Below are 12,118 nucleotides of genomic sequence, written 5' to 3'. Positions count from 1 at the left end.
GGAATACGACGCAAACTTGTAGCCATTGTGGACACGTCATGACGGGTAAGAACAAACTGACGTTAGCCGATCGAAAATGGATGTGTCCCAGTTGTGGGGCTTTTCATGTACGGGATCATAACGCAGCCCAAAATATTCTGGCTAAGGGACTAGCTACCTTGTAAGAAAGAAATACAGAAATACGTCCGTCTGGCAACCTGCGGACCTAAAAGGCTTTGGTAATTAGCGGATAAGTCCTATTCGTAGGCAAACGCTGTATCTAAGCAAATTGTGGTCGCCATGCCATGGGGTGTGGTGACCACAAGCGTCCGTTTTTAAACGGGCGTGGTTGACCCCAGTGATACCAGAACTTCGGAAGCGACTAAATCCAAGCCGATAGAGTTTCTGATCGTGCTTAGTCAGTAAGGGTGGGCCATCACTAAAGACGCAGTAAGAATCTTGGGGCTAACATCCAATTAAACGTAACCTAAGTATAGTAAAACCCTCAAGGTTAGAACTTCTGTCCAACCCTGGGGGTTACTTCAGTCCTTCACCGGGACCGGCCATATTTTTGAAAAATATAACTTAGAGAAACCAATCGCGCAGATGATCTGTCACGGTTTCCTTGAATCTATTAGAGTCTGCTGGCGTCATCGCCTTTATTTCGTCGTAAAGGCTTCCATTAATTTTCGTCAGAATTGCTGTGAGCTGATCTAATTCGGTGTCTGTTAAGACGTCAAGGTATGCGGGAACCTTGGCAGTCTCGGCTGCTGCTGTTGCACGACCCAAGTCAGTCAGACGAATGATGGTCTTGCGCCGATCGGTCGTTGACTTTTCCTTGGTAACCAACTGTTTCTTGGCCAATTTATTAACAAATTCCGCTGTCGATTGGACTGCTAAATTTGAGCGTGTTGCTAATTCCTTTTGTGAGAGACCATCATTTTGAGCTAGAGCCAGTAGAATCTTACCCTGGCCCTGAAACCGTAATGGATGATCGTCCTTATCCGCATGGTTGCGGTGAGCGACCTCTTCTGCAGTGTGGCTGACCATCCCAAACTCAATCAGCTTACCGGCCGCATTTTTTTGTTTCGTTAAATTAGGCATGCCATCGCCCTCCCTATGGACATTATACCCGACAATGACTGGAAGTGGCATTAAGTATTTTGACAAAAGTGTTGACAAATTACTCAGGGGGCCTTATTATATTTTTAGTCAGGGGGACCTGATTAAAAAGCAAAACTAAGAGGGACTTAATATGACAGCGATTAATGCAATTGAAGTGCAGCATTTGACTAAATATTTTGGACAAAAGATGGTTGTAGACGATATGTCGTTTAACATTCGACAAGGGGAAGTCTTTGGTCTACTTGGGCCCAATGGTGCGGGGAAGACCACGATACTACGCATGATGACCACCTTACTCAAGGCCGATGCGGGTCAGGTAAAAATATTCGGCCACGATACAGTTAAAGAAGGGCGCTTAGCCCGGTCGATGTTTGGTCTCACGGGACAATACGCGTCTGTTGATGAGGATATTTCGGCGCGTGAGAACCTAATGATTTTTGCACGGCTAGATGGACTTTCACGATCGGAGGCCAAACAGCGGACAGCAGAACTCTTGCACGAATTCTCCTTAGAAGGCTCTGCAGATAAGGCTTTGAAAAATTTCTCCGGTGGGATGCGCCGACGGTTGGACCTGGCCGTTAGCTTGATTACACGGCCGGCACTCATCTTCTTAGATGAACCCACGACTGGGCTAGACCCACGGACGCGTATTCAGATGTGGGAGACGATTCGACAGTTAGTCAAGCAAGGCTCAACGGTCGTGTTGACGACCCAGTATCTCGACGAAGCCGATCAATTGGCCGATAATTTGGCTATCATTGATCACGGTAAGGTGGTAAAGATGGGGACACCAGCTGAACTCAAACAACAGATTGGTGGGACTAAATTGAAATTCACCGTGAGCCATACCGACCAAGTTACACAAGCAATGAAGTTATTGGTCGGCCAAGTGGCAGGTGCCATTCAACAGACGGGGCAACAGCTCAGCATGCGTCTAGCCCAAGTCACACAATTAACACCAATTTTAGTGACATTGAAGCAGGCTAAGATTAGTATCGATCATTTGTCGGTGCAAGAACCATCGTTGGATGATGTTTTCTTGAACTTAACGGTCGGCAAGAACTAAGAAAGCGGGATACAAAATGGATGTACAAACGCACAGTGGCAATGTATTTATGAATACGGCAACGATGGCTTATCGGAACTTACTAAAGACAGTTCATAATCCGGATAACTTTATGGATGTGATTATTCAACCGACGTTGTTTATGTTGATGTTCGGGTATTTATTTGGTGGTGCAATTGCCGGTGGAGCTCAAGCTTATCTGCCGACTATCGTTCCGGGAATTCTCATTCAAACGATGTTATCAGTGGGAACCGGGTCGGGAACGCAAATCAGAGAGGATCTCGACTCCGGCGTGTTTGACCGGTTTAAATCGTTACCCATGGCCCACATCGCGCCGTTGGCGGGACAACTTTTTGCGGATAGCCTACGTTTACTGATTGCGGCAATGACGTCGTTGATCACGGGCTATCTCATGGGCTGGCGTCCAGCTGTTGGGCTTGGTTGGGTTGTTGCAGTTGGTCTGTTGGCAATTATCACGGGGTGGGCACTCTCGTGGGTATTCGCACTAATGGGATTATTAGCCAAAAGTGCGGAGGCCGTCAACAGTGCTTCACTAATGACCATGTTGTTTCTTTCATTCATGTCAAATGCCTTTGTCCCGTTACACTCGTTAACGAAGCCTCTACAGGTCATTGCGCATTTGAATCCGGTGACGTACGTGATTACGGCAATTCGGCAAATTTTAGCCACCGGGAGTTGGACACATGAGGCCTTACTAGTCCTGATCGTTGATGTTGGCATCGTGGGGGTCTTTGCGCCACTTGCCGTTTGGGCCTACGATCGTCATTAACTTGGTAACGAATAGGTACCGAGTTAAAGGCATGTATAAGCTAAACATGAGCATTCATGTGTAATGGCTGCCCTGGCTGGAGCCGTGCTAGAATAGCTTGAAAGTGACTTGACTGAAATGAACCCCCAGAGTTGGGTATAAATGCCGACTCTGGGGGTTCACTGTATCATTTAAAATTTGGTGGTGATGGTTACTTAGCAGCTGTCAGGTAGTTCGCACGGAGTTGCTTCAGTTGGGTATTGGTTAAACCAAGGCCCTTGTGAAGGAAGTTGTCCATGCTGCCGTATTTCGTGTTAACAGCCTTGTACATGGTGTTGAGGTAGGCCATCTTAACGTCGTTTTGTGCCTTGAAGTTGGCTACCACAGTTGGGGTCACCGTCTTGCCTTGGGCCTTCCAACCGGCTTCTTGTTTTTTCAGATTTTCTTTATTCGTCTTGGCTAGGTATGTATTGGATTTTAAGTAATCCTTTGCAATGGCCTTTTTGTTGAAGTTCAGTGCGGAGAGGACCAGGACAGTTCCCATGCCGGCACGATCCTTACCTGCGGAACAGTGCCAGAGAACGGCCTTGTTCTTAGGATTTTTCAGTAATTGGTGAAATAGTGACTTGTAGGCCTTACGTCCCTGCGCCGTGGTGATGGCATCGTGGTAAGACTTCTTCATCATTTTATCGCCAGTGTTTTTCTTAGAGAAATCGGGGAAAGCACCAAAGGACTTGAAGACGTTGGCTTTGACGAGCTTGACACCCTTCATCTTGACATCGGGGCTCATCTTTTGTTCAACGACCGTCCGCAGGTCAACATCGGTTGCCACATGATAGGTCTTGACCAGTTTCTTTTGGTCGGATTTGGATAGCTTGGATAACGTGTTCGAACGGATTAAGCGGTGCGCCTTGATCTTTTGACCGTGGCCGTTCACGTAACCGCCTAAATCACGTGCGTTGGATGCCCCTTGAAGCTTGATGTGGGTCGATGTTGACTTGGCCGTAGCTTTTGCCCGTTTTGTGGTTTGGGTCGTTTTGCTGTTGGCAGAAGCCGTAATCGTCGACAAGGGTTGCTGCCAACCTAACGTCGTGGTCAATAACAAGGCTGTAACTAAAGTGCTCATTCGTTTATTCATTTTGCTAACTCCTCCTCTTGGCTTGGTACAGTACCTAGGATACTAAGCGGATGTAAAGGAGTGATGTTGATTGTGTAAAGATAAGGGACACCATTACAATTAGCTATAATGGTGATTATGATAGCGCTTTATATTGGGCGTGATGAATAGAAACAACACGCTTTTCAGTATGTCTAAAAGTCTTGCATCCGGTGATGGAATCCGGTAGGCTTAACGAAAAATAAGATTTGCCAGGAGGCTACTCATGAATAAGATTGTGCCAAGTTTATGGTTCGCGGATAATAATTGTGATGAGGCCATTCACTACTATCTGAACGTTTTCCCCAATTCAACGTTGGATGCCGTGACCTATTATCCCGATGAAAAAATGGATGCCCATTTCGATGGGATGACCGGAAAGATTTTGACCGCCGAATTCCACTTGGATGGGCAGAAATTCTTAGCGCTCGATGGTGGCCCAGATTTTCGATTCAACGAGGCAATTTCCTTCACGATACCTTGTGCAGATCAAGCTGAGATTGACCATTATTGGGCAAAGCTCTCGCACGTTCCAGATGCGGAACAATGCGGCTGGGCCAAGGATCGCTTCGGGATTTCCTGGCAAATCGTCCCCCAGAATATGAATGAATTGACACAAACGTCAACTCAGATTCAGGCGATGATGCAGATGAAGAAGATTGATATTGCGGCCTTGATAGCGGCAAAATAGTTAGATTGAAGATATCGGGAGAGGTAAGTCTAACTAAGACCTATCTTTTTTTGTCAGTCATTAGGCTTTCGTCACATAGTTTGGTATAGTGAAGCCAAATGTCACACTTTTGAAGGAAGCTAGTCAAATGGCGTGGGAAGATGTATTCCAATCTCAGATTGTAGACCGCGGTTATGACTACTATCAACGTGGATTAGTCGCTAATTTTAAACGAACATCAGAAGGTATACAAGCCACGGTTAAGGGAAGCAAGACTTACCGAGTGACCATACTTATTCAGAACAAGCAGATCATTGATGCCAAGTGTGATTGTCCCTACGCACAGGGGGGCAACTATTGTAAAGCATATGGCAGCCGTTATGTTTGCGGGGGGACAGGATGACGACAGGGCTACTGCTTCAGGGAAAACGCAGGCGACCGGGCTAAGTGTTGTGCAAGTCGTCGCATCAGCTACTGAGCAGCAGGTACGGGATTTCTTGACGGCAACTTTACTGGCGGATGGTGAGCTCGCAACTAAGTTTGCGTTACAGGTTGCACCCAAGACCGCTGAAAGCAATCCGCAACTTTACCTGCAACAGATTAACGATATTATTGAAGGTTATCAGGATTACAGTGGGTTTATCGACTATCAGTCGGCTGGCCCATTTGAGGAGGAACTGTCGACCTTTATTCGTGAGAATATACAATTAGCCCTTGATCAGCAACAGCCGAAGTTGGCGTTCCGACTGATCAATAAGGTGGCCACTAAGCTGGCTAGGGTGGCTATTGATGATTCCGACGGCGAAATCATGATGCTAGCACAGGACTGTGTGGATATTTGGCAACAAGTGATTGATCAGGCAGATGCGGCACTGAAGCGACAAGCCTTTACCTGGTTCCAAAAGCATTCGCAAGTGTCCATGGGGGCGTTTGAAGAGGTTATCGAGGATCTTCTCTTTAAGAACTTTACGGCGCCTAAATTTTTACAAAAAAAGGTGGATTGGACAGCAGAAAAGCTTGATGACGCTGAAAAGGCGGGGGACGAATGGCAAGCTGAACAGTGGGCTATGTTTCATCTAAAGACGCTGATTAAATTGGAATCGGCGGATGACGTAATTGAAAATTTTTGTCGCGCACATATCAGATACGATGACGTCCGGCAGTACTATGTGGACTTTTCTCTGCAACGTAAGGACGATGACCATGCAATTCAGATATTGATCGCTGGTCGCAAGCGTGGTCAGATTAATGGGCTAACTGGTGTCGTTCAGAAATACAGTCGGCAATTACTCGCTTTATATAAACGCTTGGAGCGACCAGAGGCATATCGTCAGGAGTTGTGGAACTTTGTAACGACGTATAGTCCAGCTGACTTGGATGCGTACCGAGAATTGAAGACGTTGTATCCGGCGAGTGAGTGGCCTGCACAACGTAAGAAAATATTAACCGTGTTACCAAAGTATGCGAATGTGGCCCAACTTTACGCTGAGGACCACTTATACCAACAATTGCTACAGACGGTGCTAGCACAAAGGGGATTGATTGGGGTTCAGACCTATGAAAAATTGTTGAAACCCAAGTTCTCTCGGCAGTTACTCCGTAAGTATGTAGAGGTCGCTCAGCAGATGGCGGAACAAACGGGTGACCGACAACATTATCGAGACATTGTGAAGATCTTGAATAAAATGACGAGATTTCCGATGGGGATGAGCACGGCCGATCGGCTTATTCAAGAGTGGCGGGTGACGTATGCACGGCGACCAGCGATGTTGGATGAGTTAAAAAGGTTTGATAGCCACTAGTTCTAAAGCGTGGTCCGGTACTTTGTTTGAAAAATAGAATTATTTAAAATTTTGAATTGTGACGTCAAAAAGGACAAGCCTCTCATGGACTTGTCTTTTTTAGGCGGTTAGGGGCCGCGGTATTTAGATTTTTTACGCAATTAGGAATGGCACATTACGGCCAGTAGCGGCCTTAATGACGGCTTGAGCGGTGTCCAAATCAGCTTTACTGATCAGGACAACGTCGGCGTCGTCCGCGGCCGAGTGGAGCTTAATGGGATGGTGCTGCGTGGCTGCTTGGTGCATGAGCTGATTCAGATCAGCAGAGTTTGATTTTGAGTTGGATTGTGTTTTCATAGGTGGGACCTCCTAGAATAGATTAAGTGATTTCAATCAATTTTTTAATGAGTGGGTGGGCCGGAATCTTGAATGTTCTTCCCAGTCCTTATTGAAGAGAATACACGGTTTTTTGGTTATGTTCATTGGGGAGTTCCTGAACTTTTTCTGATAGTTTCTCAGAGTCTAGGATAGTTGCTTGAAATCAGAATCAATTGATATAGAACTAGTTAATACAGAAGTTAGATGTGCAATTAAAAATGTTCATATGATTCAGCACTTAAGCATTTCTGGTTATTCAATTGTGCGAATTGAAGGCTTACTATTGTAGTATGTATCGTGAGATTAGTGTCGCTTGGGCGAGGGTAAATTGCGTATCCCAATGTGATACATCGTTATATTACAGCAGACAAAAAACATGATTTTTTAAAAGAAGAGGGTTTATTAATGACTTGGTCTCATTGGCAGGTGCCACCATTTACAACCAGTGTTTTCTTTGTCCTAGGGGTGCTAACGCTCTATTGGGTGACCTATAATTGGCTAATTTCCTGGACGCATACACGCCGGATCAACGTCACAGATGAGACGGTTAATACCTGGTATGGCCTGATTTATATGATTGTTTTTGTCTTTTCGATGCAGTTCCTGATTACCGGTAAAAGTGATGCCTGGCAATTTATGAATTTTGAATTGATTGCCGTGACATTTTGTGCGTACTTTATTAATATTCGCATTTCTTACTATTTGCTGTTTCCCATTGGGATTGTCTTCATGGCCTTTAATGGCACGTTGGGCGCCTGGCAGTCTTGGGCACATTCGTTAACATTGATGGGATTCTTCATAGTTTTAAGTACAATCCATACCAAATTCCAAGGACGACGACTCGTCCCGTTCTATTATTTCATGACGATTATGTCTTTCGGTGGTCTACTTTGGTTCTGGATGAAGTTGAAATTTGGGTTTACGTGGCCGACGCTGCTACATGAATGGGCCTACCTCATGATTTTTGAAGCACTACTTTATATGTACGTGTCGATGATCTCTCATGACAGTCAGATTAAGTTGCAGCTGGCTAAATATGCCAGTCACGACGCATTGACGAAGACGAGTAACTTTGCCGCCTATACTGAAGACATCGAATATTTATTTAATCGGAGTAGCCAGAATGGGCAAGCCCTATCCATGATGATGTTTGATATCGATCATTTCAAGCATATCAATGATACCTACGGCCACTCGATAGGAGATTTGGTTTTGCGGCAGGTTGCGAGCACCGTACAGGATGTCTTGACCGCTAACGACGCTAGTATTAAATTTTATCGAACTGGTGGCGAGGAATTTAATATCCTCTTTCCCAACTATGATGTGGCGGCCACAAAGCCAATCGTGGATGAAATATTCTCGGCAATCAACCACTTGGAGATCCCCACTAAAGATGATGTGATCACGCTGTCGATTTCGGTTGGGGTCTCGGCAATTACGACCGACGACAAGGCACCCATGGACTTTTACAATCGGGTCGACCGGAATCTTTATCAGTCAAAACGACACGGTCGGATGCGGATTACGGTGGGCTAATTATTTATTTGCAACGAGATTCTGAAGTTTTCTCAGAAGAAACTCTTTTGCGGGTACTTTTGAGAAGCAACGACTGGTGGCATAATGGGAACATGGTTAAGGGTAACGGCAGTCTTTCCGCTGTCGTTGTGATTTAACCGGGCTCTGAACTTGATGCGTACAAAGTTCCAACTCCCCAATAGTGTCAGAGATGTTGTCTGTAAGTGGCTGATTCTGCCGATGGAATCAGCCACTTTTTTTGGTCAGTCGATTTTGCGGGAATTCTGAGAGTTTGTCAGAATAATCTCTTATTAGGGATGTATATAGAATGAGACTTAACCGGTATGCTGAAGACACTAGATTGGCAGTCTAGCAACTATCAGGAAACGGGTGAAAGTGATGATGGTGATTCAGCTTGGTATTCTACTGGTTTCGGGTCTGATCAGTATTTTGGCAAAATAATTAATCGTAAATAAGGGCGCACAGACAGCTATCTGTGCGCCCTTTTGACAACAGGTTGAAAGCCCCAATGGCCTAGCTGACAGGGATTCAATCTACAAAGTCAGTCGAAAATTGCCACCTGCGGCTGCCAGAGATTCCGGCGTCTGTGGGGACCGCCTGCGGCCTGAAAAACGGTCCTCCGGCTCGGTTTGAAGCCTGACATAACCCGTCAGTCTCCAAACACGTCCCACGCTGTAAGCTGGTTCCCAGCTAACAGCGTCGACACAGCTGCCTACATCTCTGTTAGCCTCCGGTTATGATTTATTCCTTAACCTGACATTGCCGTGACAATCGCCGGACTGGCAACGTTAGTCCACGATAGTCGATCACCGTCTACGTAGGCGTGAGTGAGCCAGATTTAGGCTCAGCCGTGGGATCTTCCAAGCAAGTTAACTTGAAAAATGGCGACTTTAAAACGCGGGTTGGGCGGCTCAAAGTGAGCTAAAAGACCGCTTCTCAGGCTTACGGCGTCCTCCCCACAGCGTTCCAGTCCAAATTTGACGAACGGTAAGCCGGCAGTCTTAGACCGTGTTGCCAACATCAAGTGTTATCTCCCTACTATGTTGCGAGTTACGCCGATTTAGACAATAAAAAACCGCTACCAGGCTTCGGTGCGGTCACAATCTTCTTCTATTCTGTGGTTAATCGCTGCATTAGGGTGACGTCATTCAAGATATCTTGCAAAGTGATCTTGGCCATTTTTGCCTCCGCGGCGGCCTGAATCTCCTGATAGTAGTGGGTTAAGACCTTGGGGACTGTTTGACCGACCGGACAGTTCTGAGATGTGTGGGTGTCCACGTTGAGCAGGGGTGCCTGTCCGGGGAGCGTGGCGTAAATGTCCCGCAACGTGATTTCAGCTGGATCGTGAGCCAGGGCGAGTTGCGTGGGTCCGTGGGTTGGCGCCAACAGACTGCTCCGCTTGAGGTTGGCCATGATCTTACGAATCAGGCTTGGTGATGTCTCTAGGCTACTTGCCATTTCTTGACTGGTAATCTTTTTCCCCTTGAAGTAAGCGATGTAGACCAGTACGTGGATGGTGTCGCTGAACTGTGTATTGGCCACGAGTGGTCACCTCCCTTTTTGTTCTGTATCTTATTTTATAACAGTTTTTAATAAAAGTCAGTAAAAAAGTATTTTTATTTCTATAAATTCAATGAGTTGACAATTGAAAAGAAATGGACTATTCTTATAACTGTACTTAAAACTAATACAAAAACTAATCAGGGGGTCTGCATTATGGCAGCAATTACGATTTTTGGTAAAGGAAACATGGGTCAGGCAATCGGTGACGTCTTCAAGCAAGGTGGCAATCAGGTCAGCTTCATTGACTCTAAGGATCCCGTTGAAAACTTAGGCGCTATTGTTGTGCTCGCCGTGCCGTACAACGCAGCCCTCAGCATTGCTAAGGCCAACCAAGCCGCATTGGCTGGTAAGGTTGTCGTTGACATCACGAACCCACTGAACTTTGAAACTTGGGACGAATTGGTCGTTCCCGCTGACAGTTCTGCTACTGCACAAATTGCTGCTGCTTTGCCAAATTCTAAGGTGGTTAAAGCCTTCAACACGACCTTTGCTGCAACGTTGCAGAGTCGTAAAGTTGGCGATCAACAGACGACGGTGATGGCTGCCAGTGATGACGCTACTGCTAAGGAAGATTTGGCCGCTGCATTGACTGACAGTGGGGTTGCCTTCGTTGATGCTGGCTCATTGAAGCGGGCACGCGAACTGGAAAGCTTTGGCTTCTTGCAAATGACCTTGGCGGCTAGCGAAAAGATCGGTTGGACCGGCGGCTTTGCAGTCGAAAAGTAACTCCCTTTTAAAATGGCTAGAGCGTAACTTAATATTGGGGACGATCACGATAACTTTGTGGTCGTTTTTTTTAGCCAAAAACACGCTGCACACTTTCCTCAGAAAGCACACAGCGTGTTTAGGATTAATCGCAAATTAATCGATAACAACTAAGGACTTGATCGCCTTACGGTCGGTCATGGCTTGGTAAGCATCATTGATGTCGGCCAACTTGAATTGTTGATTGAAGACCTTACCAGGGTGAATGTCGCCATCCAAGACGGCCTTCAACAGTACGGACTTGTCGTAGGTCGTTACGGAAGCAGGACCACCGGCAATGATGGTGTTGGTGTAGAAGGAAGTGGTCATGTCCATCTTAGGTTCGTGGGGCAGACCGACCCGACCAACGATAGCACCTGGACGGGCAACCTTCATGGCCGTGTCATTGGATAGTTCCGTTCCGACACATTCTAAGACGGCATCGGCGCCAGCACCGTTCGTCAAGGCCTGAACCTTGGCAACAGCATCGTCACCACGCTCTGACACGATATCGGTAGCACCGAATTCAATGGCCAGTTTTTGACGATCTGCGTGACGGCTCATGGCGATGATCCGCTTGGCACCACGCATTTGTGCTGCGATAACCCCGCAGAGACCGACGGCACCGTCACCAACGACAACGACCGTGTCACCAGTCTTTACGTTGGCGACGCGCGCGGCGTGGTAACCGGTAGCCATGACGTCAGCCAAGCTCAATAGGGAGTTCAGCATGGCATCGCTGTAGTCTTCGGGTTGGCCAGGAATCTTGACCAGGGCCCATTCACCGTGTTGGAAACGAATGTATTCGGACTGGACACCGTTACTAAAGTTATCGGTATGGTTTTGGCAAACCCCGTCAAACCCGGCACGACAAGCAGCACAATGGCCACAGCCGTGAGTGAAGGGGGCGATAACGAAATCGCCAGGCTTAACCGTCGTGATATCGTTACCGACTTCTTCAACGATCCCGATGGCTTCGTGACCAGAGTTCTCGGAATGCGCAGCCTTATCTTCTAACCCGCGGTAAGCCCACAGATCGGAGCCACAGACACAGGTGCGGACAACGTGAATAATAACGTCATCGCTGGCCTGAATCGCTGGCTTTTCAATGTCTTCAATTTCAACTTTTCCAGGTTCCATAAAAATAGTGGATTTCATTCCTAAATAGCCTCCTAGACTTGCATACAGAAATTCTAAGCGTTTTCAATATGATTGTAAAGAATCTTTACTTAGCGCATTGCGGCGGCACAGTCCGTTTCAAAACGGTAACCACCACCCCTAGTTTAAGAGGTGGTGGCGAGTCTGTCTAATGCCCATAAGTTATTTAATGATATAGCTTCTGGTTATGGAA

General features: G+C 46.6%; 14 protein-coding genes. 9 read left to right on the top strand and 5 right to left on the bottom strand.

All coding sequences use genetic code 11. The features are described from left to right. Window positions 1-164: zinc ribbon domain-containing protein (locus ACKTSF_RS07665; protein ID WP_407888174.1), on the top strand; the 164-nt coding region annotated here is incomplete at its 5' end. A 400-nt stretch (window positions 165-564) separates the two neighbouring features. On the opposite strand, the gene ACKTSF_RS07660 is transcribed toward ACKTSF_RS07665, so the two are convergent. Then, entirely contained in the window at window positions 565-1,083 is a 519-nt protein-coding gene (locus ACKTSF_RS07660) for a MarR family winged helix-turn-helix transcriptional regulator (RefSeq protein WP_407888164.1), read from the bottom strand. Between the two features lie 151 nt (window positions 1,084-1,234). On the opposite strand from ACKTSF_RS07660, the gene ACKTSF_RS07655 reads away from it, so the two are divergent. Then, on the top strand, window positions 1,235-2,170 hold the full coding sequence (locus ACKTSF_RS07655; RefSeq protein WP_407888162.1) for an ATP-binding cassette domain-containing protein: 936 nt from the start codon (window positions 1,235-1,237) through the stop codon (window positions 2,168-2,170). Window positions 2,171-2,186: 16 nt separating this feature from the next. Further along, window positions 2,187-2,960: an ABC transporter permease gene (locus ACKTSF_RS07650; RefSeq protein WP_407888160.1), complete on the top strand. Its 774-nt coding sequence runs from the start codon at window positions 2,187-2,189 to the stop codon at window positions 2,958-2,960. 190 nt (window positions 2,961-3,150) lie between these two features. On the opposite strand, the gene ACKTSF_RS07645 is transcribed toward ACKTSF_RS07650, so the two are convergent. Continuing rightward, a complete protein-coding gene (locus ACKTSF_RS07645) occupies window positions 3,151-4,077 on the bottom strand; it encodes a tyrosine-protein phosphatase (RefSeq protein ID WP_407888158.1) in 927 nt (308 codons plus the stop codon). A 244-nt stretch (window positions 4,078-4,321) separates the two neighbouring features. Here ACKTSF_RS07645 and ACKTSF_RS07640 point away from each other — a divergent pair, with 244 nt between their 5' ends. The 3 genes from ACKTSF_RS07640 (at window position 4,322) to ACKTSF_RS07630 (ending at window position 6,567) form a co-directional block, all read left to right on the top strand. Next, window positions 4,322-4,786 (top strand): VOC family protein, encoded by a 465-nt coding sequence (locus ACKTSF_RS07640; RefSeq protein ID WP_407888156.1) that lies wholly within the window; start codon window positions 4,322-4,324, stop codon window positions 4,784-4,786. A 127-nt stretch (window positions 4,787-4,913) separates the two neighbouring features. After that, complete coding sequence (locus tag ACKTSF_RS07635) at window positions 4,914-5,168, top strand: SWIM zinc finger family protein (RefSeq protein WP_407888154.1); 255 nt, start codon at window positions 4,914-4,916, stop codon at window positions 5,166-5,168. After that, complete coding sequence (locus ACKTSF_RS07630) at window positions 5,134-6,567, top strand: hypothetical protein (protein ID WP_407888152.1); 1,434 nt, start codon at window positions 5,134-5,136, stop codon at window positions 6,565-6,567. The genes ACKTSF_RS07635 and ACKTSF_RS07630 overlap by 35 nt, the downstream gene beginning before the upstream one ends. A 132-nt stretch (window positions 6,568-6,699) precedes the next feature. On the opposite strand, the gene ACKTSF_RS07625 is transcribed toward ACKTSF_RS07630, so the two are convergent. After that, window positions 6,700-6,903 (bottom strand): hypothetical protein, encoded by a 204-nt coding sequence (locus tag ACKTSF_RS07625; RefSeq protein ID WP_407888151.1) that lies wholly within the window; start codon window positions 6,901-6,903, stop codon window positions 6,700-6,702. 426 nt (window positions 6,904-7,329) lie between these two features. Here ACKTSF_RS07625 and ACKTSF_RS07620 point away from each other — a divergent pair, with 426 nt between their 5' ends. Then, window positions 7,330-8,460 carry a GGDEF domain-containing protein gene (locus ACKTSF_RS07620; RefSeq protein WP_407888149.1) on the top strand — a complete coding sequence of 377 codons (1,131 nt, stop codon included), beginning with the start codon at window positions 7,330-7,332 and terminating at the stop codon, window positions 8,458-8,460. Between the two features lie 323 nt (window positions 8,461-8,783). Continuing rightward, the gene (locus tag ACKTSF_RS07615; protein ID WP_407888147.1) at window positions 8,784-8,915 is read left to right on the top strand and encodes a hypothetical protein; all 132 of its coding nucleotides are present in this window, start codon (window positions 8,784-8,786) and stop codon (window positions 8,913-8,915) included. 655 nt (window positions 8,916-9,570) lie between these two features. Here the strand turns inward: ACKTSF_RS07615 and ACKTSF_RS07610 are convergent. Then, the gene (locus ACKTSF_RS07610; protein WP_407888145.1) at window positions 9,571-10,002 is read right to left on the bottom strand and encodes an Rrf2 family transcriptional regulator; all 432 of its coding nucleotides are present in this window, start codon (window positions 10,000-10,002) and stop codon (window positions 9,571-9,573) included. 174 nt (window positions 10,003-10,176) lie between these two features. On the opposite strand from ACKTSF_RS07610, the gene ACKTSF_RS07605 reads away from it, so the two are divergent. After that, window positions 10,177-10,749 (top strand): NADPH-dependent F420 reductase, encoded by a 573-nt coding sequence (locus tag ACKTSF_RS07605; RefSeq protein WP_407888143.1) that lies wholly within the window; start codon window positions 10,177-10,179, stop codon window positions 10,747-10,749. 135 nt (window positions 10,750-10,884) lie between these two features. Here ACKTSF_RS07605 and ACKTSF_RS07600 read toward each other — a convergent pair whose 3' ends face one another. Next, complete coding sequence (locus ACKTSF_RS07600; protein WP_407888141.1) at window positions 10,885-11,925, bottom strand: zinc-binding dehydrogenase; 1,041 nt, start codon at window positions 11,923-11,925, stop codon at window positions 10,885-10,887. Window positions 11,926-12,118: the final 193 nt, after the last annotated feature.

Source organism: Levilactobacillus muriae (genome assembly GCF_045862015.1).
GTDB classification, from domain to species: domain Bacteria; phylum Bacillota; class Bacilli; order Lactobacillales; family Lactobacillaceae; genus Levilactobacillus; species Levilactobacillus muriae.
This window is presented reverse-complemented; position numbering and strand designations above follow the sequence as displayed.

Coding starts and splice junctions, on each gene's coding strand:
- ACKTSF_RS07615 (WP_407888147.1), top strand. CDS start 8,784: ATGCTGAAGACACTAGATTGGCAGTCTAGCAACTATCAGGAAACGGGT.
- ACKTSF_RS07605 (WP_407888143.1), top strand. CDS start 10,177: ATGGCAGCAATTACGATTTTTGGTAAAGGAAACATGGGTCAGGCAATC.
- ACKTSF_RS07655 (WP_407888162.1), top strand. CDS start 1,235: ATGACAGCGATTAATGCAATTGAAGTGCAGCATTTGACTAAATATTTT.
- ACKTSF_RS07600 (WP_407888141.1), bottom strand. CDS start 11,925: ATGAAATCCACTATTTTTATGGAACCTGGAAAAGTTGAAATTGAAGAC.
- ACKTSF_RS07645 (WP_407888158.1), bottom strand. CDS start 4,077: ATGAATAAACGAATGAGCACTTTAGTTACAGCCTTGTTATTGACCACG.
- ACKTSF_RS07620 (WP_407888149.1), top strand. CDS start 7,330: ATGACTTGGTCTCATTGGCAGGTGCCACCATTTACAACCAGTGTTTTC.
- ACKTSF_RS07650 (WP_407888160.1), top strand. CDS start 2,187: ATGGATGTACAAACGCACAGTGGCAATGTATTTATGAATACGGCAACG.
- ACKTSF_RS07635 (WP_407888154.1), top strand. CDS start 4,914: ATGGCGTGGGAAGATGTATTCCAATCTCAGATTGTAGACCGCGGTTAT.
- ACKTSF_RS07640 (WP_407888156.1), top strand. CDS start 4,322: ATGAATAAGATTGTGCCAAGTTTATGGTTCGCGGATAATAATTGTGAT.
- ACKTSF_RS07660 (WP_407888164.1), bottom strand. CDS start 1,083: ATGCCTAATTTAACGAAACAAAAAAATGCGGCCGGTAAGCTGATTGAG.
- ACKTSF_RS07630 (WP_407888152.1), top strand. CDS start 5,134: ATGGCAGCCGTTATGTTTGCGGGGGGACAGGATGACGACAGGGCTACT.
- ACKTSF_RS07625 (WP_407888151.1), bottom strand. CDS start 6,903: ATGAAAACACAATCCAACTCAAAATCAAACTCTGCTGATCTGAATCAG.